This is a genomic window from Arthrobacter sp. UC242_113 (genome assembly GCF_044054585.1).
Taxonomy (GTDB): Bacteria; Actinomycetota; Actinomycetes; order Actinomycetales; family Micrococcaceae; genus Arthrobacter.
Window position 1 is genome coordinate 1,255,134 of the sequence record NZ_CP171968.1, and the last position, 25,028, is coordinate 1,280,161.

Annotated in this window: 21 protein-coding genes, 1 tRNA gene and 1 pseudogene; 7 read left to right on the plus strand and 16 right to left on the minus strand. The window is 66.2% G+C overall.

The annotated features are described in order from the left end of the window. Window positions 1–5: 5 nt before the first annotated feature. Together manD and ACHMXB_RS05590 are read left to right on the plus strand one after the other, a co-directional pair. Window positions 6–1,235, plus strand: a complete 1,230-nt coding sequence (manD, locus tag ACHMXB_RS05585) for a D-mannonate dehydratase ManD (protein WP_395403494.1) — start codon at window positions 6–8, stop codon at window positions 1,233–1,235. Beyond that, window positions 1,225–1,821, plus strand: a complete 597-nt coding sequence (locus ACHMXB_RS05590) for a gluconokinase (protein ID WP_395403496.1) — start codon at window positions 1,225–1,227, stop codon at window positions 1,819–1,821. Before manD ends, ACHMXB_RS05590 begins: the two co-directional genes overlap by 11 nt. Window positions 1,822–1,891: 70 nt before the next feature. On the opposite strand, the gene arfB is transcribed toward ACHMXB_RS05590, so the two are convergent. The 4 genes and pseudogenes from arfB to ACHMXB_RS05610 all read right to left on the minus strand — a co-directional run bounded on the left by arfB (window position 1,892) and on the right by ACHMXB_RS05610 (window position 5,751). Continuing rightward, complete coding sequence (gene arfB / locus ACHMXB_RS05595) at window positions 1,892–2,314, minus strand: alternative ribosome rescue aminoacyl-tRNA hydrolase ArfB (protein ID WP_395403498.1); 423 nt, start codon at window positions 2,312–2,314, stop codon at window positions 1,892–1,894. A 177-nt stretch (window positions 2,315–2,491) separates the two neighbouring features. Then, the gene (selB, locus tag ACHMXB_RS05600; protein WP_395405139.1) at window positions 2,492–4,309 is read right to left on the minus strand and encodes a selenocysteine-specific translation elongation factor; all 1,818 of its coding nucleotides are present in this window, start codon (window positions 4,307–4,309) and stop codon (window positions 2,492–2,494) included. Next, window positions 4,290–5,620: pseudogene (selA, locus tag ACHMXB_RS05605) on the minus strand (L-seryl-tRNA(Sec) selenium transferase). The gene selB and the pseudogene selA overlap by 20 nt, the downstream one beginning before the upstream one ends. A 36-nt stretch (window positions 5,621–5,656) precedes the next feature. Then, window positions 5,657–5,751: transfer RNA gene (locus ACHMXB_RS05610), tRNA-Sec, on the minus strand. A 63-nt stretch (window positions 5,752–5,814) separates the two neighbouring features. On the opposite strand from ACHMXB_RS05610, the gene selD reads away from it, so the two are divergent. Continuing rightward, window positions 5,815–6,816, plus strand: a complete 1,002-nt coding sequence (gene selD, locus ACHMXB_RS05615) for a selenide, water dikinase SelD (RefSeq protein ID WP_395405141.1) — start codon at window positions 5,815–5,817, stop codon at window positions 6,814–6,816. A gap of 33 nt (window positions 6,817–6,849) precedes the next feature. On the opposite strand, the gene nrfD is transcribed toward selD, so the two are convergent. From nrfD to fdh, 3 genes are all read right to left on the minus strand, one after another. Beyond that, entirely contained in the window at window positions 6,850–7,938 is a 1,089-nt protein-coding gene (gene nrfD / locus ACHMXB_RS05620) for an NrfD/PsrC family molybdoenzyme membrane anchor subunit (protein ID WP_395403500.1), read from the minus strand. Next, window positions 7,935–8,945 (minus strand): 4Fe-4S dicluster domain-containing protein, encoded by a 1,011-nt coding sequence (locus ACHMXB_RS05625; RefSeq protein WP_395403502.1) that lies wholly within the window; start codon window positions 8,943–8,945, stop codon window positions 7,935–7,937. The genes nrfD and ACHMXB_RS05625 overlap by 4 nt, the downstream gene beginning before the upstream one ends. A 104-nt stretch (window positions 8,946–9,049) precedes the next feature. Further along, the gene (gene fdh / locus ACHMXB_RS05630; protein ID WP_395403504.1) at window positions 9,050–12,385 is read right to left on the minus strand and encodes a formate dehydrogenase; all 3,336 of its coding nucleotides are present in this window, start codon (window positions 12,383–12,385) and stop codon (window positions 9,050–9,052) included. A gap of 537 nt (window positions 12,386–12,922) precedes the next feature. On the opposite strand from fdh, the gene ACHMXB_RS05635 reads away from it, so the two are divergent. Then, entirely contained in the window at window positions 12,923–13,894 is a 972-nt protein-coding gene (locus tag ACHMXB_RS05635) for an NAD(P)/FAD-dependent oxidoreductase (protein WP_395403506.1), read from the plus strand. Between the two features lie 37 nt (window positions 13,895–13,931). On the opposite strand, the gene ACHMXB_RS05640 is transcribed toward ACHMXB_RS05635, so the two are convergent. Then, a complete protein-coding gene (locus tag ACHMXB_RS05640; protein ID WP_395403508.1) occupies window positions 13,932–14,771 on the minus strand; it encodes an alpha/beta fold hydrolase in 840 nt (279 codons plus the stop codon). 336 nt (window positions 14,772–15,107) lie between these two features. Between ACHMXB_RS05640 and ACHMXB_RS05645 the strand changes: the two genes are divergently transcribed. Next, the gene (locus ACHMXB_RS05645; RefSeq protein ID WP_395403510.1) at window positions 15,108–16,058 is read left to right on the plus strand and encodes a cation diffusion facilitator family transporter; all 951 of its coding nucleotides are present in this window, start codon (window positions 15,108–15,110) and stop codon (window positions 16,056–16,058) included. 176 nt (window positions 16,059–16,234) lie between these two features. On the opposite strand, the gene ACHMXB_RS05650 is transcribed toward ACHMXB_RS05645, so the two are convergent. From ACHMXB_RS05650 to ACHMXB_RS05665, 4 genes are all read right to left on the minus strand, one after another. Then, the gene (locus ACHMXB_RS05650; RefSeq protein WP_395403512.1) at window positions 16,235–17,047 is read right to left on the minus strand and encodes a hydrolase; all 813 of its coding nucleotides are present in this window, start codon (window positions 17,045–17,047) and stop codon (window positions 16,235–16,237) included. 270 nt (window positions 17,048–17,317) lie between these two features. Then, window positions 17,318–17,944, minus strand: a complete 627-nt coding sequence (locus ACHMXB_RS05655) for a hypothetical protein (protein ID WP_395403514.1) — start codon at window positions 17,942–17,944, stop codon at window positions 17,318–17,320. Between the two features lie 105 nt (window positions 17,945–18,049). Then, window positions 18,050–18,286 carry a hypothetical protein gene (locus ACHMXB_RS05660; protein ID WP_395403516.1) on the minus strand — a complete coding sequence of 79 codons (237 nt, stop codon included), beginning with the start codon at window positions 18,284–18,286 and terminating at the stop codon, window positions 18,050–18,052. Continuing rightward, the gene (locus ACHMXB_RS05665) at window positions 18,273–19,106 is read right to left on the minus strand and encodes a hypothetical protein (protein ID WP_395403518.1); all 834 of its coding nucleotides are present in this window, start codon (window positions 19,104–19,106) and stop codon (window positions 18,273–18,275) included. The genes ACHMXB_RS05660 and ACHMXB_RS05665 overlap by 14 nt, the downstream gene beginning before the upstream one ends. A 136-nt stretch (window positions 19,107–19,242) precedes the next feature. On the opposite strand from ACHMXB_RS05665, the gene ACHMXB_RS05670 reads away from it, so the two are divergent. Beyond that, window positions 19,243–19,857: a carbonic anhydrase gene (locus ACHMXB_RS05670; protein ID WP_395403520.1), complete on the plus strand. Its 615-nt coding sequence runs from the start codon at window positions 19,243–19,245 to the stop codon at window positions 19,855–19,857. A 42-nt stretch (window positions 19,858–19,899) separates the two neighbouring features. On the opposite strand, the gene ACHMXB_RS05675 is transcribed toward ACHMXB_RS05670, so the two are convergent. Continuing rightward, window positions 19,900–21,141: an NAD(P)/FAD-dependent oxidoreductase gene (locus tag ACHMXB_RS05675; protein ID WP_395403522.1), complete on the minus strand. Its 1,242-nt coding sequence runs from the start codon at window positions 21,139–21,141 to the stop codon at window positions 19,900–19,902. Between the two features lie 43 nt (window positions 21,142–21,184). After that, window positions 21,185–21,409, minus strand: a complete 225-nt coding sequence (locus ACHMXB_RS05680) for a hypothetical protein (protein ID WP_395403524.1) — start codon at window positions 21,407–21,409, stop codon at window positions 21,185–21,187. A 226-nt stretch (window positions 21,410–21,635) separates the two neighbouring features. Between ACHMXB_RS05680 and ACHMXB_RS05685 the strand changes: the two genes are divergently transcribed. After that, window positions 21,636–23,099: an MFS transporter gene (locus ACHMXB_RS05685; protein ID WP_395403526.1), complete on the plus strand. Its 1,464-nt coding sequence runs from the start codon at window positions 21,636–21,638 to the stop codon at window positions 23,097–23,099. On the opposite strand, the gene ftsW is transcribed toward ACHMXB_RS05685, so the two are convergent. Both ftsW and ACHMXB_RS05695 read right to left on the minus strand, forming a co-directional pair. After that, window positions 23,096–24,331, minus strand: coding sequence for a putative lipid II flippase FtsW (ftsW, locus tag ACHMXB_RS05690; RefSeq protein WP_395403528.1), 1,236 nt, complete (start codon window positions 24,329–24,331; stop codon window positions 23,096–23,098). The two genes, ACHMXB_RS05685 and ftsW, sit on opposite strands and share 4 nt — an antisense overlap. A 124-nt stretch (window positions 24,332–24,455) precedes the next feature. Continuing rightward, the gene (locus ACHMXB_RS05695) at window positions 24,456–24,914 is read right to left on the minus strand and encodes a CHAD domain-containing protein (protein WP_395403530.1); all 459 of its coding nucleotides are present in this window, start codon (window positions 24,912–24,914) and stop codon (window positions 24,456–24,458) included. Between the last annotated feature and the right edge of the window lie 114 nt (window positions 24,915–25,028).

Consider the following 25,028-nt stretch of genomic DNA (forward strand, 5'->3'; position numbering starts at 1 on the left):
CTGTTGTGAAAATCATTGCCGCGGAAGTCTTCGTGACAAGCCCCTCCCGTAACTTCGTGACCCTTCGTATTACTACGGAGGACGGCGTGACTGGCATCGGTGACGCCACTCTTAACGGGCGGGAGCTCGCGGTGGCCGCGTACCTGAAGGAGCATGTCGCGCAGCTGCTGATCGGGAAGGACCCGCACCGGATCGAGGACACCTGGCAGTTCCTGTACCGGTCCTCGTACTGGCGCCGGGGGCCGGTGACGATGGCGGCGATCGCTGCGGTGGACATGGCGTTGTGGGACATCAAGGGCAAGCTGGCCGGCATGCCGGTGTACCAGCTCCTCGGCGGGGCATCCCGGAACGGGTTGCGCGCCTACGGGCACGCGTCCGGTTCGGACATCCCGTCGCTGTTCGACTCGGTCCGCGAGCACCTGGAACTGGGCTACAAGTCGGTGCGGATCCAGACCGCGGTGCCCGGGATCAAGGCCGTGTACGGGGTGGCCGCGCAGGCGCAGGCCTCGGGGGAGCGGTACGACTACGAACCCGCCGGGCGCGGTGCGTTCCCGGTGGAGGAGGACTGGGACACCCGGGCCTACCTGCGGCACCTGCCGTCCGTGTTCGAGGCGGTCCGCAACGAGTTCGGCCCGGAACTGCCGCTGCTGCATGACGGGCACCACCGGATGACGCCGATCCAGGCCGCGAAGCTCGGCAAGGCGCTGGAGCCGTACGACCTGTTCTGGCTGGAGGACTGCACCCCGGCCGAAAACCAGGAGGCACTGCGCCTGGTCCGGCAGCACACCACCACGCCGCTGGCCATCGGTGAAATCTTCAACACCGTGTACGACTACCAGAGCATCATCAAGGAACAGCTGATCGACTACGTCCGCGCAGCGTCCACGCACTTCGGCGGCATCTCGCCGCTGAAGAAGGTCATGGACTTCGCCGCGCAGTACCAGATCAAGTCCGGCTTCCACGGCCCCACCGACATTTCCCCGGTCGGGTTCGCCGCCCAGCTGCACGTGGGCCTGGCCATCCACAACTACGGCATCCAGGAATACATGCAGCACTCGGCCGCCACAAACGAGGTCTTCGAGCAGTCCATGACCTTCACCGACGGCTACCTGCACCCGGGCGACAAGCCCGGCATCGGCGTCGAATTCAACGAGGAAGCCGCAGCCGCCTACCCCTACCAGCAGGCCTACCTGCCCTACAACCGCCTCGTCGACGGAACCGTCCATGACTGGTGATGTGAAGCCGGCGGCTCCCGCCCGCCCCCACATTGTGGTGATGGGCGTGACCAGCTGCGGCAAGAGCACGGTGGGCGCGGGCATCGCCAAACTCATCGGAGCCGAGTTTGTCGACGGCGATTCGCTGCACCCGCAGGCCAATATCGACAAGATGGCCTCGGGTACTCCGTTGAACGACGGCGACCGGGCACCGTGGCTGGCCGAAATCGGCAGGCGGTTCGCGTCGTCGGACGCCGGACTGGTGATCGCGTGCAGCGCGCTCAAGCGCGCCTACCGTGACATCATCCGCAGCGGCGACCCGTCCGTGGTGTTCGTGCATCTGCACGGCACCCGGGAACTGCTCGCCAGCCGGATGGCCGCGCGGCCGGGACACTTCATGCCCCTTTCGTTGCTGGATTCACAGCTGGAAACCCTTGAAGAACTGCAGGCCGACGAATCCGGAGTAGTGGTGGACATTGCCACACCCGTGGGCCAGATTGTCGATGAAGCGGTTGCTGGTCTTACCGCCGGTGCCGGAGGCGCCGAACCGCGCCTGTTCGACGTCGACCTGCAGGCGGCGCCGTTCAACCTCGGGAGCGGGCGCTAGATGGTGACAGGTCGCAATCTGCACGCCCCCGCTGCTTGCGGCCGAACGTTTATTGGCGACCACGGTGCTGCTATTCCGCGGATGGCCGCTGTCGTTGCCGTTTGGTGGCCGCCCGTTGTTCCTTTGCGGCAAGGCGCCGGCGGTTGGAGCCGCGGGTGGGTTTGGTCGGCCGGCGGGGGGCAGTTTCGGGAGCAAGACCCTCGGCCACGAGGTCGGCGAGCTTGGCGAGGGCGATCTCGCGATTGCGTAGCTGCGAGCGCCGCTCGGAGGCGGTTACGGTGATCACCCCGGCGGTGATTCGTCGGCCGAGACGCGTTAGCAGCATCAGCCGTTGGCCCTCGGAGAGGGCCGCTGAGTCGCTGACGTTCCAGGAAAGCTCGACCCGGCTGTCCGAGGTGTTGACGTGTTGACCGCCCGGCCCCGAGGAACGCGAGAATCGCCAGCCGAGTTCCGACGTCGGAATCGTGAGCCCGGGCGACACCTCCAGATCCATGGAACCAGCTTTGCACAACCAAGGCGGGATCAAAGCCTCCATACCCCCGCATGCCGGCGCGAATCCTGGTACCCCACGCCGACCGGGCCTACCGAAGCTGATCCGCGACGCCGAAGCAGAGGCGTTCATGGAGTTTTTGAACGCCCGGGAATACTCCGACCTCTCCGTCAGCCGGGGTCAACGCACTACGCTGCGGTGACCGGCATCCAGGCGCCGGGTCCAGCCGCGTGAGTCGAGGTATTCCAGCAGCGGAACCGCGACTCGTCGTGTTGTGCCGAGCACCTGGCGTGCCTGGCTCGTGGTGAAGGGCTGCTCCAAGCGGGCCAGCTCGCGCATGGCAAGGGCCGGCGCCGTAGGCAGTAGCACCACCCCGTCGCGCAACCGCAGCAAGCGCCCCGCGCGCGCAGCGGCAGCCAGCTCGCGCACGCCCAAGCCCAGCGCGGCCAACTCATCGGCTTCCGGGGCATGGAACGAGTCTGCGGCAAGCCTCCGCTCCAACTCGGCGACCGCGGACCCGACGGCGCCAAGGCTGGCACGGCTGCCGGGCAGCCGGACGTGGCCGCCCTCCTGTTCCAGACCCGCATCGCGCACGATGGGGGCAAGGAGCCGCTCGTCGGGCAGCTTGAGCAGGTCCCGTGCCGCACCCTGGGAAAGGCCCGGTGCCAGGGGGTCGCCCTCCTGCAGCACCTCGAGAGCTGTGCGCAACCGACGCTGCCATGCCTCGAAGACGGGAGAATGCACCCACCAATCGCCGAAGACCAGGACACCGGAGGGCGCCTCCGCGTCGTGTGCGGACAGCAGCCCGAGCCGGCGCAGGTGTTGTTCCTGCACCGCCCCCCGGGCTGCCACTTCACCGAGCACGTCTCCGGCGGCATCCAGGTCTGCGAGCCGCTCCGCCCAGTGGACACCGTCGCCGCGCCGCCGCAAGGCCGGGGGATCGGCATCGAGGATCTGTGCACCGCCCAGCACCGAGCGGCTTCCGGGGTCCCGCAACACCAGACGGTCCCCGAGGACGAGCGGCAGGCGCCTGTCGAGGACGAGCCGCGCGTGGTCGGCACCAAAGGGACGCAGCCGGGCTGGCACGGCTGCAGTGCCGGCATGCACCATGATCTGCTCCGGCACATCCGTATAGGCCACCCCGGTAACGCGCTGGATGCCCAGGACGCCCGTGATCGGCCAGGCCTCGGGGGTAAGCAGCGCATCTCCGCGGCGGATGTCGGCGGCGGAAACGTCACGCAGGTTCAGCGCCACCCGGTTGACGGGCCCCACCGAGGTGTACGACGTGTCGCGGCTTTGCAGCCCACGGACCACGACTGGCCGCGAACCATCGTGACCGAGCAGCTGCAGCCGGTCACCCTGAACGAGCGTTCCCGCTGCCAGCGTTCCGGTCACCACCGTTCCTGAACCGGTGATGGTGAACGAGCGGTCCACCCACAGCCGGAGCCGCCCCGTGGTGGTGGGGGAAGGCACCCGGGCCAGTACGGCGTCGAGCGTGGCCCGCAATTCGTCCAGTCCTGTACCTTCGGTGGCAGAGACAGCAACTGCGGGTGCGTCCTGCAGACCTGTTCCGGCCAGCTCTCTGCGGGTCCGGGCGAGCACGTCACCAACCCGTCCGGGCGCCAGGTCGACCCGGCTGAGGACCACGACGCCGTACTCAATTCCCAGCGCAGCGACCGCGTCCCGGTGATCGCTTGACTGTGCCTGCCAGCCCTCATCGGCGGCGACGACGAAGCAGACGACGGGCGCCGGCCCGATTCCGGCAAGCATATTGCCGAGGAAGCGTTCGTGGCCCGGTACGTCCACGAAGGCAACGTCCCGCCCGGACGGCAACGTGGTCCAGGCATAACCCAAATCTATGGTCAGCCCGCGGCGCCGCTCTTCCTCCCAACGGTCCGGCTCCATGCCAGTAAGCGCGCGCACCAGCGTGCTCTTGCCGCAGTCGACATGTCCGGCGGTGGCGACGACATGCACTGGTTCAGCCCGCCCCGCCTGCATCCGCAGCGTCGAGGGTTGCCAGAGCGTGGCGTACCGCGCCGAGAATCCGGTCATCGTCCCCTTCGGGCACGCAGCGCAGATCAAGCAGGCAGGAGCCGTCGTGGACGCGCGGGAGCACGGCCGGGTCGCCGGTACGCAGGGGGCCCGCGAGCGCTTCGGGGAGCCGGAGCGCCCACCCGGGCAGGGGAACGCCGGGTGCTCCGCCGCCGCCGACCCGGCCATCGTGCGCGACGACAGGCACCCGGAGGGCCTCGGCGAGCCGGTCGGTACGGCTCCGCAGCTGCGCCGGGTCCGCGTGCAACGCCTGGACAACCGGCGGTGATCCGCCCGCGAGCGTCGCCTCCAGCGCGGCGAGGGCAAGTTTGTCGGCCCGGACGGCACGGGCGAGCGGGTGGCGTCCCAACCGGGTGATCACCTCCGCGCGACCGAGAAGCAAACCGGCCTGTGGTCCGCCCAGCAGTTTGTCGCCGCTGGCAATGACGACGTCGGCCCCGCTGGCTAACGCGGTGGCAGCATCCGGTTCTTCGGGCAGGTGCGGGTCGGGCGCCAGCAGTCCGCTGCCCAGGTCGGCCACGAGTGGAATCCCGTGCGCCGCGGTCAGCGAGCGCAGTTCGTCCAGAGGCACAGCGGAGGTGAAACCATCGACCCGGAAATTGCTCGGGTGGACCTTGAGGACGCAGCCGGTGGCCGGTCCGAGGGCGCTGGCGTAGTCGCGCAGGTGCGTCCGGTTGGTCGTGCCCACCTCGTGCAGGGTCGCGCCCGTCGATTCGATGAGGTCCGGCAGCCGGAAGCCGGCACCGATCTCGACTAGTTCCCCGCGGCTCACCACCACCTCCCGGCCGGCGGCGAGGGCTGTGGTGGCCAGCACCAGCGCGGCAGCCCCATTGTTGACCACCAGCGCGTCCTCGGCAGCGGGACAGGCGGCGAGCAAGGCACCCGGGCACCGGCGCCGCGGCGAGAGCGGCCGCCGTTTGCCAGATCGAGTTCCACGTCCACGTAGCCGCTGGCTGCGACAAGTGCTGCAACCGCACCCGCGGAAAGCGGGGCGCGGCCAAGGTTGGTATGGACGATGACGCCGGTTGCGTTGAGCACCGGGCGCAGGGTTGTCGCCGCACGCGCAGCAACGGCGGCCAGCAGGGCGGATTCCACCTGGCCGGGAGCGAGCTCACCGCGCCGCGCCTGCTCCTGGGTTTGCCGGACGAGTTCGCGGATAACGCGTCCGCTCAGGCGCTCCCCGGCCTTGCGGACGGCCGGCAGGGCCAGCAGATCATCGGTCCGCGGAATCAGGCGGCGGGGATCAACCTGGTCCACAGTCCCTCCTCGTTCCGCGGCGTGCCCGCCGGTGGTTGGCGGAGGCGGACGGGAATCGAACCCGCCAGGCCGAGATACTCGGCCTCACCGGTTTTGAAGACCGGGGGGCCCACCAGGACCCGGACGCCACCGCGTTCAATTTAGCAGATTGCCCACGGGGGTACCCTAGGGGAGTGAACGAGACCCAAACGTCTATTCCGCAACCCCACGGCGCGGTCGGCGCTGTCCGGCTCACCGGCTATGCCCACGGCGGTGGGTGCGCGTGCAAAATTCCGCCGGGCGAACTCGAAGAAGCGGTTCGCGGCCTCACCGGCCAACCCGGCGTGGACGTGCTGGTCGGTCTGGACAGCGGTGACGACGCAGCGGCCGTCCTGGTGCACGACGACGTGGCGGTACTCTCCACCGCCGACTTCTTCACCCCCGTCGTCGACGACGCCTTTGACTGGGGTCGGATCGCGGCCGCCAACGCGCTCTCGGACATTTACGCGATGGGCGGCCGCCCGATCATGGCGATCAACCTCCTAGGCTGGCCCCGCGGCGTGCTGCCATTGGAGCTGATGACTGAAGTCCTCCGCGGCGGCCTTAGCATCGCGTCCGAGGCGGCGTGCCCGGTGATCGGCGGGCACTCCATTGATGATCCGGAGCCGAAATACGGCATGGCCGTAACAGGCGTCGCCCATCCCGACCGGTTGCTGCGCAACGACGCCGCCGGGCCCGGGCTGCCGCTCACGCTGACCAAGCCGATCGGCGTCGGACTGCTCAATAACCGGCACAAGCAGACCGGTGAAGTGTTCGCCGAAGCGTTGGCGACAATGACGCGCCTCAATCGCGACGCGGCCGCGGACGCGTTGGTGGCCGGCGTGCGTGCGGCAACCGACGTGACGGGCTTCGGCCTGCTAGGACATCTGCACAAGATGTGCCGCGCCTCCGGAGTGGGGGCAGTAATCGATCGCAAGGCGGTACCGCTGGTCGAGGGCGCCCGGCAGGCTCTGCGGGATGGCTTTGTTTCCGGTGGCACCCGGCGCAATCTGGATTGGGTTCGACCGCAGCTAAGGGTCGCTCCCGGCGTCACCGAAGACGACCTGCTCCTCCTTGCCGATGCACAGACCTCGGGTGGCCTGCTCGTCGTCGGCGAGTTGCCCGGTCATCCAGTGATTGGGCATACGGTCGTGGGCCGGGGCATCGAGATCCGCTGAACCCGCTAAACCAGCTAACCCAGGGCCGGCCAGTCATCTGGCAGTGGTGATCGAATCGCCGGTGATGCCAGCCGCGCGGCGGGCGGCCAGCCGGTTCTTCTGCGGTTCGATGGTGTAGCGCGGATCCCTGGCTGAGGACAGGCCCGCCTCGAACACGCCGAACCGGGTCAGGGCCGAGGCGGCCAGCAGTGCCAATCCCGAAGCTGCGGCGACCGCCCGGTTACGTCCGCCGAGGAGTGTCCCCAGACCGCCGGCGGCGGCCAACCGCTCACTCCATTTGAGCATGGCGCCTGCCTTGCCCTGGTGAAGGGGCTCGGCTGCCACCGGGTCCATCCGGTGTTCCATCACGCGCATGGCGACCACGTCACCCACGACGCCCAGCATGGCAAGTTTTCGGGCGGGCCCTGCCTCGTGCACCGGAGTTGTGATCATGGCGAGCCCGGAAGAGGCGAGGGCCGCCGAACTCACGAAGACGAAGGGTAGTTCCTCGTGCGCGGCGTTCCACGTCGGTGTGGCTGTGTCGCCGAGCAGGACCGCCGTGTACGCCGCCAGTGGCCCGGCAAAAAGCGCGGCCCCAAAGCCGGCCGGCCCCTCGGCCGCTTGCAACACGGTCCGCAGCGGGCCCAGCGGCAAGCGCGCCCCGCTCATCCGATCGATTTCCGCTACGGCCGGGACTGCCGCGCCGACGCTGAACGCGCTCAGAATCCACGAGCCCACGCTCATCGGCGAGGTCACCTTGATGGTCCGCAGCATATTCAGAAAGCGTTCCGGCCTGCCGAGGTCCTTCACCAGCGCAACAGCACCGAGGGTCACCGCAGTCAGGGCACTCAGCCGGGCATTCCGGCGCAGCGTCGGCCGTCGGGTCAGCTGGCCGCCGAGGCCAAGCAGCGCGGAACCCGCTGCGACACCGCCAAGGAACAGGTAGGCGGCAACCTCGTCACCCCAGGGCGCCGGCTTGACCACCGGACGGCCGTAGTACGAGGTGAATTCCGGCTCCGGAACCATAGGCATTTCCCGGGAGCCATCGCCGCTGTCACGGCGGCCGGTGCCGCGCTTGCCGCCAGGCCGACGGCGGCGGGTCGGCTCGGGCGGGCGAAAGCTATCGAACTCGGAGTGGGTCACGCGCGTCCTCCCAGGAAAGCCACTGCCGCTGCGGCGACCATGCCCGCTACGGCCATACCTGCCCGCCGGTACATCTGCGGCAGATCGGCGGTGGGCACCCTCGGGTCCGGCGGGAGTCCGTAAACCTCCGGTTCGTCGAGCAGGAGGAAGACCGCTCCGGTTCCGCCGACGCCGTCGAGTTCGTTTGCACCGTAAAGCCTCGCCTCGGTCAGGCCATGGGCATGCAGGTCGGCGACCCGTTCCCGGGCCGTTTCCACCATGTCGTCGTGGTCGCCGAACTTGATGGACGTCGTCGGGCAGGCCTTGGCGCAGGCGGGTGTCTCATCGGCGACCAAGCGGTCGTAGCACAGCGTGCACTTCTGGGCGACGCCGGCGTTGGGGACGGGGGCATGTTCGGCGTGCTGCTCCTCCCGCTGGGCGGCCACCGCCACCATCCCGTCGCTGCGTCGCTCGATCACGCCGAACGGACACCCGGCCACGCAGGTTCCGCAACCGTTGCATACGTCGTCCTGAACCACCACCGTGCCGAACTCGGTGCGGAAAAGCGCTCCGGTCGGGCAGACATCCAGGCACCCGGCATGCGTGCAGTGCTTGCAGACATCGGAGGACATCAGCCAACGGAAGTCTGCCGTGTCCGGGGGTGTCGTATCCACCTGCGCCAGGTCCTGTCCAGTGGGCGCTGCCGGGGCGGGAGGACCAATGCGGGGCATGCCCAGGCTGACCAGGGCGCGCCCGGACTCCCGTGCCTCCGTGATGCGGTCCTGGCCCTGTTCTATGAAGGCGACATGCCGCCAGGTGCTGGCGCCGAGCGCTCCGGTGTTGTCGTAGGAGGATCCGAGCAGTTCCAGGTTTCCGTCCTGCGGATTGTGGTTCCACTCCTTGCAGGCAACTTCACAGGCCTTGCAGCCAATGCAGATCGAGGTGTCAGTGAAGAACCCCTTGCGCGGATGGCTGTGCTCCCAGTGGGCGTCCGCGGTGGGGTCGGTCGGTCCGGACAGCTGGCCCATCTAGTCCTCCAACGTTGAGTCGGTACCGGGAACGTTAGCAGAATGGCACGGCGGCGCGGGCGGGCCATGGTGGGGTCCGCTGGGGCCGGCAGCGAAGAAATCCATCATCGCGGCCCACCAGCGGCGCCGCCGTCCTCACCTGGGCCGGGTTCGATGCCTTCGGCCGCCGGATCGGTGACGGCGCGATTACCGGTCTCGAGGGTCACTCCGGCCCGCGTCTGATATTCAGCAACCAAGGCAAGCAGTTCCTCGCCCCGGGGCCGGCGGCCCGGACGGATGTCGCAGGAGGCCACTTTGGATTCCTGGATCTGGACGTTGGGATCCAGCGTGACGCCCAGCAGATCGTTGGCCGCGTCACCGCTGACGACGGCGTTACTGCCGACGCCCCAGTGGTAGGGCAGTCCGATCTGATGCACGGTGTGACCGCCAACGTCCAGGGGCCTCATCCGGTCAGTGACAAGCACCTTCGCCTCGATGGCGGAGCGGGCCGAAATAATCGTGGCCCACCCGTAGGGCTCCAATCCGCGCTCAGCCGCCAGTTCGGGCGAAACCTCGCAGAACATCTCCGGCTGCAGCTCCGACAGGTACGGCAACCAGCGGCTCATCCCGCCGGCCGTGTGGTGCTCAGTAAGCCGGTATGTGGTGAAGACGTACGGGTAGACGTCTGCGCCCCTGGTACCAGCACTTGGCGCGCTGAGGTTATCCGCACGGGGGAACACCAGCCGCGCCGGACTTTGCTGTTGCGGGTACAGTGCGTTGGCCACTGGCGACTCCTGGGCCTCGTAGTGGGTGGGAAGGGGGCCGTCCATGAGCCCTTTCGGCGCGAACAACCAGCCCTTGCCGTCGGCCTGCATGATGAACGGATCATCTCCGGTGAGGGCGGCCGCGCCACCGAGTTCGGGGTCGGGCTGGCTACCCGGTGCCCGGTCAACCGGGAAGTCAGGAACATCGTCTCCGACCCATCGCCCCTGCTCCCGGTCCCACCAGATGTATTTCTTGCGCTCGCTCCACGGTTTGCCGGCCGGGTCGGCCGACGCCCGGTTGTAGAGAATCCGGCGGTTGGCCGGCCACGCCCAGCCCCATTCGGACGCCGCAGGTCCCTGCTCCTGGCCGGGTTTCCGGTTGGCGGCATGGTTGATGCCTTCGGCGTACACGCCGGTGTAGATCCAGCAGCCGGCCGCCGTGGAACCGTCGGCGCGGAGCTCTGTGTAGGCGGAGAGCGGTTTGCCCGCGTCCGGGCCGCTGAGGTGACGGCCGTTGATCTCGGCAAGCACCGCTTCGGCGTCCGGATCGCCGTGTTCGTCGGTGGGATAGTCCCAGCTCAGGTCGAGCAGCGGACGGTCGCGTTCGTCGTCGGAACCAGCCAGCTTCTCTCGGATCCGCTGGCCCAGCTGGAAGAAGAACTGCAACTCGCTTTGGCACTCCCCGGGCGGCGCGACCGCCTGGTGCCGCCATTGCAGCAGCCGTTGTGTCTGCGTGAACGAGCCAGCCTTCTCCACATGCGTTGCTGCAGGCATGAAGAACACCTCGGTCTCGATGTCCTCGCTCCGCAGTTCCCCGGATTCGATCTCCGGGCCGTCTTTCCACCACGTCGCGGACTCGATGAGATTCAAGTCGCGCACTACCAGCCACTTCAGATGCGACATGCCCAGGCGTTGCATCCGGCCGTTAGCCGAGCCCACCGCAGGGTTCTGTCCGAGCACAAAGTAGCCCTCCACCTTGTCCTCGAGCATGGCCATCGCCGTCTCGTAGGTACCGTGCGCTCCGGTCAGCCTCGGAAGGTAGTTGTAGGCCCAGTCGTTCTCCGCGCTCGCGGCATCGCCCCACCAGGCCTTCAGCAGGCTGATGGTGTAGGAGTCGGCATCCGTCCAATAGCCCTTCTGCTTCTTGGAGGCGATGGCTTCCAGGTATTCGCTGAGGGTGTCATGGCGGCCGGCACTGGGCATTGGCAGATACCCGGGCAGCAGGTTGAACAGGGTCGGAATGTCGGTGGAGCCCTGGATGCTGGCGTGACCGCGCAGGGCCATGATTCCGCTGCCCGGGCGGCCTACGTTTCCGAGCAGAAGTTGCAGGATGGCGGCGGCCCGGATGAACTGCGTTCCCAGCGAGTGCTGTGTCCAGCCGACGGCATAGGCAAAGCATGTTGTCCGTTCGCGCCCCGAGTTTTCCGTAATGGCGTGGGCAAGATACTCGAAGTCCGTGACGCCGATGCCACACATGTCCTGGACCATCTCCGGGGTGTAGCGGGCGTAATGCCGCTTCAAGATCTGGAATACGGTCCGCGGGTCCTGCAGGGTATCGTCCCGCCGCACTTGGGCGTGCTCCAGGGACGGACCGCCGCTGCCAAACTGGTGGCCAGCGGCACGAGCCGAAGCGTGGGAGCCGTGCTCCGAGTCACCCGCAGGCTCGTCGATGGTGCCGCCGCCCTGTTCCGCGTACGCCCAGGACGCCGTGTCATACGCTCCCGTCTCCGGATCGAAGCCGGAGAACAATCCACCGAGATCCTCGGCGTCGCGGTAATCGTCGTGCACCAACGTCGCCGCGTTGGTATAGGCACTAACGTACTCCTTGAACCACAGGTCGTGGGTGATGACGTAGTTGATCAGCGCGCCCAGGAGCACAACGTCAGAGCCCGCCCGGATCGGAATGTGCTTGTCAGCGACCGCGGATGTGCGCGTGAACCGGGGATCGACGTGGATGACCTTCGCTCCGCGGGCCTTGGCCTCCGCGACCCACTGATATCCCACAGGATGGCACTCGGCCATATTGGAGCCCTGAATGACGATGCAGTCGGCGTTGGCCATGTCTTGCAGTGATTGAGTAGCACCACCGCGTCCAAACGAGGCTCCCAAACTGGGAACCGTGGCGGAGTGTCAAATGCGCGCTTGGTTCTCGATCTGCACTGCCCCGGCAGCCGTGAAGAGTTTCTTGATCAGGTAGTTCTCTTCGTTGTCCAGGGTGGCCCCGCCCAACGAGGCTATGCCCATAGTGCGGCGCAGCAACCGTCCTTTTTCGTCTTCCTGCTGCCACGTCCTGCGGCGCGTATCGATGAACCGGTCCGCCACCATGTCGATGGCTGTTTCGAGATCCAGATGCTGCCACTGACTGGAGCGGGGCGCACGGTAGAGCACTCCGGTCTGCCGGCCCGGCGAGTTTACCAACTGCTCGCTGGCAGAGCCCTTGGGGCACAGCCGGCCGCGGGAAATGGGCGAATCCGGATCACCCTCGATCTGAACGACTTTCTCGTCCTTGACGTAGACCCGCTGCCCACAGCCCACGGCACAATAGGGGCACACGCTCTGCACGACTCGGTCGGCGGTGGCCGTCCGCGGCGTGATAGCCCGCGTCTGGGGGGAGGTTACTGCAGGCCCGCGGCCCAGCAGATCACCCGTACTCAGCTGCCGGACGACCGGCCATTGGAGAAAGCTGCGCCGTGCCATGGCAGGAGCATATCCCAACCAAGGCCGCAGCGGCAGGGCCGCGTGAAACTTACCGCCGAGACAGCAATGGCGACCCTTGACCCGAACTTCGTCCCCTGACGCGGCCAAGTACTGGCCTGTCCGGGCGGCGGCTCAGGACCGCCGGCAGTCAGCGACCTGGGCGGGATGTTCTCTGAAGAGCCTCCTGCGCGGTGCTAGTCCGGCACAGCACCGGGTGCGAGGTACGGAACGGGATCCCTTGGATGAATGCTGTTCGTGTATGTGCTGGTGGGCCTTTCGTCCTTGCTTGCCTTCTCACAGATTCCCGCGACCGTGGCAGGTGTCAGCCATTTGCCCGCGATAGTAAGTGTGCTTATTATGTTGTGTCATTGACGCGGTATGCAGATTCCGTTCCTTGAGTCCTGTCGCAGGGCTGTTCGACCCGCTGGTCCACGACCGGCGCTGGCGGCGAGAAGGGGCATGTCCTCGTGCAGTGGGGATTCCGCCCGATCGTGCGGGTAAGGGCACATGCGAGTAGCGAAGTTGTTAGGGGAGTGCATGACATCGCCAAAGATCTATGACGTCGTGGTGATCGGAGGAGGAGCAGCAGGCCTCAGCGCAGCCGTGACTCTTTGCAGAGCACTCCGTTCCGTGCTGGTCATCGACGCCGGGGAACCCAGGAACGGCCGTTCTTCGGGGCTGCACGGATTCCTCTCCCGGGAGGGTCTGCCGCCCGAGGAGCTTCTGGCTGCCGGCCGCGCGGAAGTGCGGGTGCACGGTGGCCAGATTCTGCAAGGACGGGCCATCTCGGCCCGCGGACAAGGGGGCGTTTTCACCATCTCGCTGCAGGACCAGCAGAGTCTGCGTTCGCGGCGGCTGCTCATCGCTTCCGGCTTTGAGGATGAGCTGCCCGAGGTGCCCGGCCTCAGGGAGAGATGGGGCCGGGACGTGCTGCACTGCCCGTACTGCCACGGCTGGGAGATTCGCAACCGGGCCATAGGAATACTTGCAACAGAACCCGCCGCGGTGCAGGAGGCCTTGCTCTTCAGGCAGTGGAGCGGGCACGTCATCCTCTTTCAGCACCTTCTGGAGGACCTTGATCCGGGTGAACGTGAACAGCTTGAGGCCAGGAGTGTCCACGTCGTCGAAGGCCCCGTTGCGTCGCTGGAACTGGCAGAAGACGTCCTCACGGGAGTGCGCCTGGCGTCCGGTCAGGTTGTCGCTTGTGAATATCTGGTTGTGGGCCCCAAGGCTAAGACGGAATCGTCATTGCTGCAGTCCCTCGGGCTGCAGCAAGCAGGCCAGGCTGGGCATGGCCGCCACGTGGACACGGACGGCGTGGGCCTGACGGCCGTGCAAGGTGTGTGGGCCGCGGGCAACATCTGCGACCCCACGGCGCAGGTAATAACGGCAGCCTCGGCAGGGGTGAAGGCGGCCACCGCCATCAACGCCGATCTTGTCGAGGAGGACACCCGGCGGGCGGTAGCGGCGGCCAGGCGAACCGCCTTCCCCAAAGCGGCACTAACTTAGGTTGTGTCCAGTTCCGAAGCGGCCCGCGGACTAAAAGTTAGGGAGCTTGTAGCAGCTTCGCGAGTTCCGCCGGGTGGGTGGCCGGCCACCAGTGCCCGCCGTCGACAGGGATGACAGTGAGGTCAGGCACCCAAGACCTTAGTCCGGATGTCAGGTTCGGTGACAGGAAGGGATCCTTGAGCGGAACCACCACGCGCACGGGCACACTTATCTGTTTGGGGGCCGTTACCTTGCCCGCTGGGAAGCGGTTGCTGCGGTAGAGGGCCAGCCCGCGGCGGGGGTTGTCATTGACGCGGCGTCCTGCCGCCTTTTCGTAGAGACGGGTAAGGAACAGCCGCCACGCAGCTTCGGGCAGCACCGGGATCTGGAACGCGGCAATGTAGCTGGAACGGAGCAGCTGCGCTGCCAGCTGGGGCCAGCCCCTCAGCGCGCGGGCACGAGAGCGTATCCAGCGGAGGAAGTGTCCGAGGTCGGGGCCGGAGATGCTGGTGAACCGGGAAATGAGACCTGATGCCCGGGGATCCTGGATCGCCGCCCAGCCCTGGACAGACCCCCAGTCGTGGCCCACGAGGTGAACGTTGGCCGCATCGGTGAAGGCCAAGACAGCGAACAGGTCATTCACTAGGGCATTCACAGTGAAGTCACCGGGCGGTTGCTTCACGAGGGATAACCCGGCGTTGCGCGTGTCGTAGGCGATTACATGGTGGGCGACGGCCAGCTCGGCGATCACCGGAAGATACAGCCGGTGGTCATCGGGGTATCCGTGCACGAGGAGCAGTGTGGGCGCGCCGCTGGCTGGAGGCGGACCGTACTCGAACACGGCCAGCTCCGCTCCGGCGGACAGGACAGTACTACGGCGTTCCTCCCGTGCCTGCATCTGCCCACCCTACAGCTCCTCAAATGCCTACCGGCAGCGAAAATGAGCAGCTGAATGTGACTCGTCGCGAACTGCCACCTCTGTTACCGAAGGGCCGGCGCTACATACTGGTCCGTTGATATTGGTGCCCACCACGGTGCGCGCTTCCCGCCGGATTCACAACATTTACAAGATTCACCGTCGTTTGCAGGGAACAGGCCTGCGCCGGAAGCGGCAACTAAGCTGCGCGCCGCCCTCCTGACTGCTCGGGCATCGACTGGCATGCCTCCGCCCATGCATCATCGGCCCGGACTGCTGCCAAGGCATCATCTCCGTCCTGGTGGGTACGGTATCCCCATGGCGACATCAGAGAAGCGAGAAGAGCCCAGCTCCACACTGCTGACGGTTGTCATCGCCTTTACGGCGAACGCCCTTGTTGCCGCGGCCAAGTCGGTGGCAGCTGTCCTCACCGGATCTGCCTCCATGACGGCAGAAGCCGCGCACTCCTGGGCGGACACCGGCAACCAGGTGTTCCTCTTCATGGCAGAACGGCGCTCCCGACGCCCGCGGGACAAAAGCCATCCGATGGGCTACGGCAGAGAAGCCTATGTCTGGTCGATGTTCGCGGCGTTCGGGCTCTTCACCGCAGGGGCTGTGGTGTCCATCATGCACGGCATCCAGCAGATCATCGAACCCGAGCCCGCGTCCGACTTCCTGGTGGCGTATGTAGTCCTGGCCGCAGCCTTTGTCCTCGAAGGAGTTTCGTTTGTCCAGGCTTTCCGGCAGACCCGGGCGGCAGCCCATGAGCTGGAACGGAGCACCCTGGAACAGGTCCTGATTAGCTCCGACCCCACCCTGCGCGCGGTATTTGCGGAAGATGCTGCCGCGCTCGTGGGCCTGGTAGTCGCGTTTGCGGGCGTGTTCCTGCACCAGGTCACCGGATCGCCTCTGCCAGACGCCGTGGGCTCGATAATCGTCGGGGTTCTGCTGGCGGTTGTTGCAGTCGTGTTGATCGACCGCAACCGGCGGTTCCTGGTGGGACAGGGCGTAACCCCGGACATCGAACGTTCCATGGCCCGGCGGCTGCTCGAACACCGGGACATTGCCCGGCTCACCTACCTCCACCTGGAGTTCGTCGGCCCCCGCAAGCTGTACCTCGTCGCGGCGGTGGACCTGCAGGGCGACCACCCCGAACACGAAGTGGCCGTGGCCCTGCGCAGGATCGAGCGCGAGCTGGAGGACCACGCAACGGTGGAGGAAGCCGTGCTGACGCTGTCGACTCCGGACGAAACCGCGTTGCGCTTCTGAAGACGCAATGAGGGAAAACGAACCCAGGACGGCCTGTCCGCGATGCTGGACATCGCAATTGGTGACCGGGAATAACACGACCACGGACGCCCGGCGCCGAAGGCTTCCCAGAGTAATCGTCGCTGGGAGAGCCTCTAATCGATCTCAAGCAGACGCTAACGGACGAAACGGAGGGGTCAGGTCAAATGGTCGAAGTCTCCTCGCGCCCAAGCAGCGTGCCGTTGGGCGGAACTGTGCAGAATGGCCTTGGCTCCGGACGCGATGGCATTGTTGAAGTTGCCATAGATCCGGTCGAATTTGTACCCGCCCAACTGCTCGGCGATTCGCAACGCCACCGCACCGGAGAGCGGCAGATGGTTCGGGTAGCTGCGCATGAACGAGATGGAGCGACGGTCCGGATTCGGGTACACGCTGTCACCGCTCAGTAGAGCTCCTCTGCCAGCCGCTCCGGCAGCCCAGTGGACCACCGCGCTACCCGGGAAGTGCCCCCCGGTCTGGTGCAGCGTCAACCCTTCGGCGATAGTCTGACTGCCGGACCAGTATTCGATGTTCGGATCATTGCGCCCCACCCATTGTCTGTCTGGGTACGCCACAAGTACGGGGACGCCACCGAGCCGGTGCGACCATTCGACCTGCACGCCAAACATGTGTGGATGGCTGGCGGCAATCGCCAGGACCGGGCCGCGGTCGAGCACTGCCTTCACAGCGTTGTCATCGACATATCCGACCGGATCCCACAGCAGGGAACCCTCGGGTGTTGCCACAAGCTGGGTGGTCTGGCCGATCCCGACTTTCGGCTGCGTCTGGATCCCGACAAGTCTCGGCTCGTTCTCCTTGAACAATGTCTCTTGGCCCTCCTGCGCCAGACCTTCCAGGGTGAGCCACTTTTGTCCGTCCTCGGGCACATACTGCCGCTCGTCGTTGAAGATGGGGCAGACTTCCGGGGTAGGTTCGTCGCGTTCGACGGCACAGGTTGCGCAGATCAGCATGGTTGGTCCCTTCCAAGCGCCTCGTGTCCTGCTGTGCCGCTTTCTTCACCTTCGGCTGCGGGCCGGCGTGCCCAGACTATGGCACTGGAAGGTGTCCCAGGAAGAGAAAAAACTTCGCTGCTGCCCGCCGTCGAAAATCGGCAGGAGATGGCGCCGCGTCGGCAGGTCACGGGCGTTCGAGGTGGGCGTACGCGGGGAGAGCGAACGCCGCGGTCGGCGTGCGGCCCCGGCTTAATCGGGCGGCGGTCCTACGTACGGCCCGGGTGCCGGCTACGCGCACGGCAGCCTGAAGCAGGGCGACGCCGGCCCGGGACGTGGGGTTCGCGATCCGCGGCACCCTGGGAGGCAGTTTCTGGGCCTGGTTGACCCACGGCCGCATGATCCGCTCATAACCGGACAATCCGTCGCGCAGGGCTGTCTCCCAGCCGGCGCAGATAAGGCCTGGCGCAGCAGTGCGCGCTGCTCGTACGGAGTCCGTCGTCTGACGTCGCGTTTCTCTCCCCGGGTGAGGGTGCGGGTGACCAGCACGCGCATGGTGCCATGCCGATCCGGCCGCAGGGAGATCGTGCCACCTCGGGTGTTGAACCACCGCCACCAGTCCGTGTCCCAGCCGGTCCGCGCGATCGTCGCCCACGTCGCCTCCACACCCAGGGACTTAACGACCGGCGCATCGTCGAAGACCAGCCGGCGGGTGTCAGAACTGATACGGTCGGCGGCGACGACGAGGGCGAACCGTTCGGCGCCACCCTGCTCGAAGGTAACGAGAGCGGCGTCGTCCTCCTGCTGCACCGACGTGATCCAGTTGCCGAAGCGGTACTCGGTACTCGCGGAGCTGGCCGAGACAAGTAGCTCGGCGAGGTCGCCCCGCAGGATCTCCACCTCGGAGGTCAGGCTCATGCCGCTGGGATCCCCGACCGGAAATCGCGCCAGCGTCTGACCCCGCGCCTGGAGCCAGCGAATTCCAGTCCCAACTCGCCGGTGTACGCCGCGCGGACCTGTTCCTCAAGCCCCATACGTTCGACGACCTGCAGCCCCGCTCCTTTTGAGGTCAACGTTCTGCCCGCCGGTGCCCAGGGAGGGTGCCCGCTCCACGATCGTCGTGCGCCAGCCGTAGCGCTCGAGCCAGTAGGCCAGCGCCGGCCCGGCGATGCTCGCACCCGCAATCAGAGCGGAAGGGAATGCCCGAAAGGGAAGCGCACGGACGCGTGACTGGCCGAAGGTCAGATCAGGCCTTGGCACGCGGAAGCACCAGCATGTAGCCGGTCGGCAGATTGCTGCTCCAGCGCCGCGGCTCGCGGACGACGAACTGCGTGGCCAGCTGCTTGGCGGTGAGCAGGGCGTTGGGCGCGGGGGACGGTCCCCACCGAACGTCGCCGTACGGGTAGAGCGGATCCTGGACCCGAATGCCGGTGACCGTGAACTCCGGGAACTGGTCTGGATCGCCGAGTGACTTGAAGCCGCTCATCACCCAGACGTGACGACCGCGCCACATGACCAGCCCGACCGGCCGCCCCGTGTCGGTGATGGCACGCGCCGCGGTCTGCAGCGCCTCCTCGTAGTTGGCGATGCTGACAACGGTGTACGGCCCCATCCCGGCCTCATTCAGCACCTTCGCCCAACCCAAGGGGTTGGCACCGTTGAACGAGTTGGACGACCGTGCGCGGGCCATCTCCCACAGCTCGCCCTGCTGAACCCGATCGGCCCACGTGCCGGCCGCCTTGTCCTCGATGAGGTTGTGCATGATCTGGATGCTCGCCGCCACACACCATTCAAAGGTGTACTGCGGAACGAAGTCCCCCTCCTGATAGAGGTTGAGGGCGAACGCCTTGGGCGTCGGGGTCGGCGTCGGAACCGGTGTCGGGGTGGGGGACAGGGTTGGGCTGGGGGACAGGGTCCGGTGCGGAGCGGGGATGTCGTCGCGTGCGGCCGGCGGGGCTGAGGAGGTCTGGACCGGTCGATCGGTGGCGGCCGCATCGGGTCTGATGACGGGCGAGCAGGCCGAGATGAGGGTGGCCAGGCTGACGAACCAGGCCAGAAGACGGAGCTTGGCACCGATCATGATCCAGCCATTTTATCGCGACCTGGCCGGGATGCCTCAAGCAGGGGACGCCACAGATGCGCCTCAAGGCCTCTTTTTGTTTGTGGCCGGGCGGCCACGCCTTTGCCTAGGCGGGACGCCTCGTAAAGTAAGCAGGGTGAGCAAAAGAGTCAGCCCGTACGATGCCTGGCAGCGCCTCCTTGAAGGTAATGAGCGTTTCATCTCGGGAGATTCGATGCACCCGAACCAGAATGCCTCGCGGCGCAGCGAGCTGGTGCACGCCCAAAGCCCGTTCGCGGTGATCTTTGGCTGCGCGGACTCCCGTTTGGCCGCGGAGATCATTTTCGACGTCGGACTTGGCGACGTCTTCGTTGTCCGAACAGCGGGCCACGTGATCGACGACGCCGTTCTCGGCTCACTCGAATACGCCGTCTCGGTGCTCCACGTCCCGCTGATTGTCGTCCTCGGACACGACAACTGCGGCGCCGTTACGGCGGCCAAAGAGGCTGTGGATACTGGGGAGCTGCCCTCAGGCCACATCCGCGACCTGGTCGAGAGGATCACACCGTCAGTGCTGAGCTCCTTGCGTGAGGACAAAACGGACGTCAATGAGATCGTCGTCGAACACGCGAAGCAGACCGTGCGCCGGCTGCTGGACAGTTCGCGGATGATTTACGACGCCGTGGACAATTACTCCACCGCGGTGATCGGCGTCGCATACCGGCTCGAAGAGGGCCGTGCGCAGCTCGTATCCACATCCGGGGTCCTTTAAAGCCGACTCGGCATCGCCGGGCACGGAGGATGGAGCACGCTCCTAGTCGGGCCTTCCGACAACGACGTGTGACGGGCTGTGAGTGACGTACCCCGTAAGCCAGGAGGAGAGTGCGCGGACCTTCTGCTGGGTGCCGGGGAGCAAGGCGAGGTGAACCCCGAGCCAGGAGAGAAACGCCAGGGGTCCCTGGAGCTGGATGCGCTTGCGGCCCAGTTCGGCCACTGCTGCGCCACGGCCGACCATGGCCATATAACCCTTGTCCCAATAGGCGAAAGGCTGCCGGGTGCCGCCGGTAAGGTCAGCCTGGATGTTGCGGGCGGCCCATTTTCCGGACTGTTCAGCGACAGAGCCGAGCTGGGGCAGCTTGGCGCCGGTGGCATCGGTGATGTTGGCGGAGTCACCCAGCACGTAGACGCCTTCGGTGCCGGGCGCCGTCAGGTCCGGCAGAACGTCGACGCGTCCGCCTTTCCCCTGCGGCAGGCCGGATTCGGCGATGATTTTTCCGGCCTTCAGGCCGCCGGCCCACACGACGATTTGCGCGGGAATGGTGGTCCCGTCCGCCAGCGTCACGCCGTCCGCCCGGACCTCGGTAACGCCCTGGCCCATGTGCAGCTGAACGCCAAGTTTTATCAGCCTGTCCCGTGTGTACGCCTGCGACTTGGCAGAGAAGGGCATGAGCACGTTTGGAAGCATATCCACAAGATGGACACGGCACCGGGCTGCGAGCCCGGGCGAAAAATACTTGGGCACCAGGTACTTGATGTTCTCGGCGAGGGCGCCGGCTGTCTCCACACCGGTGGGGCCGCCGCCGACCACCACCACCTCTGCGCTGCCGGCCTTCGCACGGTCCGCCTGGTCCAGGGCTGAAGTGAGGGCAGTGCTCAGGCGTGTGGCGTCGGCCACTGAGTACAGCGGATAGGCATGTTCTTCGGCGCCGGGAGTGTCGAAGAAGTTCGGTACTGCGCCTGCGGCGATAACCAGGATCTTCGCCTGATAGCGGGATCCGTCCACAGTGGTGACGGCACGGGTGGCCGGGTCAATCGCCGTCACCTCCGCAGTGAGCACGCGGACACTTTCGGTGCTGCGGAACACGGACCGCAACGGCCGGGCCACAGCGGACACGCCGATCTGCGAAGCAGCCACCTGGTAGAGGAGGGGCTGGAACTGGTGGTAGTTGTTCGCGTCAATGAGGAGGACCCGGATGCCCTTGCGCCCAAGCTGCTCAGCTGCTGTCATCCCGGCAAACCCGCCGCCGACCACGATCACCTGATATGTATCGTCCATTCGTGCAACATACCCTGCCAAGCAACGCTGCAACAGGGCACCGCTAGTGCAGAATGGCGCTAATCTCCGCCCGGACCAGCCGCTCGGCCAGTTCGCCAAGGTCCAGGTTCAGCACGGCTTTAAGGGCGCGTGCCATGTTGGGGGCGGCGGCAAGGAATTCGGCCAGGGCCGGATCAGATTCCAGCTCCCGCCCAAGCTTTTCCCTGACCTCATCGGCCGTCCAGTGGCTGTCGGTGTGCTGACTGGTGAGTACTGTCTTGGCGTTCATGGCCCTGCCCTTCGTTCGCCCCGTGCATTGGCTTTGCCATATACGACAATGCCGGGCTGGGCTCAAGAACCGATCAGGCAAGGGGCCAGATTTGAACAGGTTTTGTCCAAGTTTCCCTAAAGGCCCCTACCGGGACTAATTCGGCGCTCGGCACAGTTATGCGTCTTGGGCCGTGACACCGCCGCGCGGAAGCACCTCGCCTTGATGACAACGGGAAAGAGACTGAATGACGACGACGACGACTGCCGAGGGAGTGGGCTTCCGTTCCCGGCGGGGACCGATCCTCATCGCCCTGATGCTCTCCACGGGCCTGGTGGCGATCGATTCGACGATCGTTGCAACGGCCGTGCCGTCGATCGTGGCTGACGTCGGCGGCTTCACGTCCTTTCCGTGGCTTTTCTCGGCCTATCTGTTGGCGCAGGCTGTGTCGGTGCCGGTCTACGCGAAACTCTCCGACGTCGTCGGCCGCAAGCCGATCATCCTCAGCGGCATCGGTCTTTTCCTGCTCGGTTCGATCCTCTGCGGAGTGGCCTGGAGCATGCCGGCCCTCATCGCGTTCCGTGTGCTGCAGGGCCTGGGCGCTGGAGCAGTCCAGCCGGTGGCGATCACCATCGCCGGTGATATCTACACGCTGACCGAGCGGGCAAAGGTGCAGGGCTACCTGGCCAGCGTCTGGGCGGTGTCCTCCGTCGTTGGCCCTACGCTCGGGGGAGTCTTCGCCTCACTAGGCATCTGGCGCGGGATCTTCCTGGTGAACATTCCCCTTTGCCTCCTGGCAGGGTGGATGCTGGTGCGGACCTTCCACGAGAATGTCGAGCGTGCGAAGCACCGGGTGGACTACTTGGGGGCGGCACTGCTGACAATTTCGCTCAGTCTGCTCATCCTTGGGGCCCTCGAGGGTGGCCAGGCGTGGGCCTGGAACTCTTCCATCAGCATCGCCGTCTTCGCCGTCGGGGCTCTTCTATTCGCCGCGTTCCTCCTCGTTGAGAGGCGGGCAGCGGAGCCGGTTCTCCCGCCGTGGGTCGTGTCCCGCCGGCTGTTGGCGACGACGGCGCTGATCTCGTTCGGCGTCGGTGCAGTCATGCTTGGCCTCACCTCCTACGTTCCCACGTTCCTCGAAGGAGCCCTCTCGACCTCCCCGATTTTCGCGGGACTCGCCTTGGCGGCATTGACCATCGGCTGGCCGATCAGCGCGTCCCAGGCGGGCCGGTTCTACCTGCGGATCGGGTTCCGGAGGACCGCCCTGATCGGCGTTACGGTCACGGTCATCGGAACAGCCGTCCTGGCTCTGACTGCCGCCGCACCCAACATTCTGGTGGCAGCGGCAGGTTGCTTCGTCGTCGGACTTGGACTGGGGCTGGTAGCGACCCCGAGCCTCATTGCCGCCCAGTCAAGCGTCGAGTGGAACGAGCGCGGTGTGGTCACCGGCACCAATCTTTTTGCGCGTTCCATCGGCAGTTCGATCGGCGTCGCCGTTTTCGGGGCAGTGGCCAACGCGATCTACGCCAGTGCCCCCGGCGGCGTTAGCGATCCGCAGACAATCGTGTCGGCGTCGAGCGCCGTATTCCTGGCTGTACTGGTCTGTGCCGTACTCACCGTTGCTGCCGTTGTCACGATGCCTGCCGTGGACGCCAAGAGCATGACCCCCGGCGCGGCCGCGAAGGCCAATGCGGCATCCTCACGGGATTAGGACCGCACTGCACTCCGGTGTACTGGCTGCCGCGGCTTCTTCGGCCCAAAGGCTTGAACAGGCTGAGGGCGGGTGACTGCCAGGATCATGCCGATGCCGGCCAGGGAGGAAACCATCGCTGAGCCGCCGTAGGAGATAAACGGCAAGGGCACGCCGATGACCGGGAGCAAGCCCGTGACCATGGCGATGTTCACAACGGCCTGGCCGATGATCCAGGTGATGACGCTGGAGGAGACGATGCGGGCGAACGTGTCCTGGGTACGGGCAATCACCTTGAATACAGCGATGCCCAGGACCGTAAACAGCACGAGAACCAGAAGAGTTCCGGCCAGGCCGAGTTCCTCGCCGAGGATGGTGAAGATGAAATCGTTGTGGGCTTCGGGGATCCAGTTCCATTTCTGCCGGCTCTGCCCCAGGCCCACGCCGAACCAGCCGCCCGAGGCCAGGGCGTACTGGCCGTGCAGCGCCTGGTAGCCGACCCCCTGGGAATCGTCCGCGGAACCCGCGCCGAGCCAGGAGGAAATTCGCCCGACGCGGTTCCCGCTGGTGGCAGCCAGGACGAGGGCCACCATCGCGCCCAGAATTCCGGCGACACCGAAGACCTTCATCCGCACCCCGCCGTAAAACATCGTGGCGGCGAGGATCATCATGATGATCATGGCCGTGCCCAGGTCATGGCCGAGCACGACAAACCCGATGACGATCACGCCGGCCGGCACGAGCAACGGGACGACGGCGTGCCTCCACTCGTGAAGGAGAGCCTGCTTGCGGGTCAGGACCGCCGCCGCCCAAACAATGAGGGCGAGCTTGGCGAACTCGGAAGGCTGGACGGTGAACCCACCAAAGGCCAGCCAGTTCCGGTTGCCGTTCACCGTCATGCCCAGGGGTGTGAACACCAGGCCGAGGGACACGACGGCGGCCCCCAGAAGCGGCCAGGCAAGCCAGCGGATGCGCCGGGTCCGGGGCCGGGCCAGGCCCAGCATGAGGGCCACCCCCGCGGCCGTCCACATGGCCTGCTTGAGGGGGAGGTCGTACGGGTTCTTTCCGGCTGCCACCGCCTCCACCGAGGACGCCGAAGCGACCTCGATCAGGCCAAGTGCCGCCAGAACAAGTACAACAGCCAGGATGACCGGCCGGGTGCGGTCCCCGGACTCGTCACCGAGCCAGCGGCCGATGCGGAGCAGGACATCGCCTCGGCCCGTCATTTTGCTCGGCGGATGCGTGGCGGTCATTTGCTCATCACTGTTTCCTTCCCTCGGGCCGGCCCTGCTCCGGGCCGTTCCGGGAAGGAGAAACCCACCGGAAGGAAATCATACGTCCTTGTCTGCGGCATCAGGTGGCTTGCCGGACTTGAGGTCATCCCATGTACAGGTGCCAGCGCCGAGTCTGCCGTAGCGGGGGAGCGGAACAGAACTGCTGGAGGTCTGCGACCAGCCGGAAGTACCTGTCGGATTCGAGGGCTGCGAGCGCCGTGTCATAAGCCGCTTCATAAGCCGATTCGCGCGCTTCACCGCGGTTTTGGAGGTTCCGCGGGGTCTGTTCGCGGACATGTACGGACTCGCTGAGGGGCCCAAGGGCTTCGGCAAGCCATGCTATTTCTGCACGGAGCCTGTCGGCTTCGGTTCTGTCGAACAGCTTCCGGTCCCCGAGTATTGACCAGACCCGCCCGGCGGCGGCACTCATGGCCCACGATGCGGCCTGTTCGCCGGATCGCACGCTGGGGTCGTAGCAGAGCAGCGCCGCAACCTCATCGAAAAGGAAGGATGATGCGACCGGCTCGGCCTGTTGATGGGTTCTCTCTAGTGCTTTCAGCATTTTTTGTCCCGACTGTTCCGATGCCCGGGCCGGAAGAAGGCCCAGATGACTTCATCGCCTTCGATACCTCTCATGGTGACTGGGGGACCTGAGACTGCCATGAGAAGCCTGTGA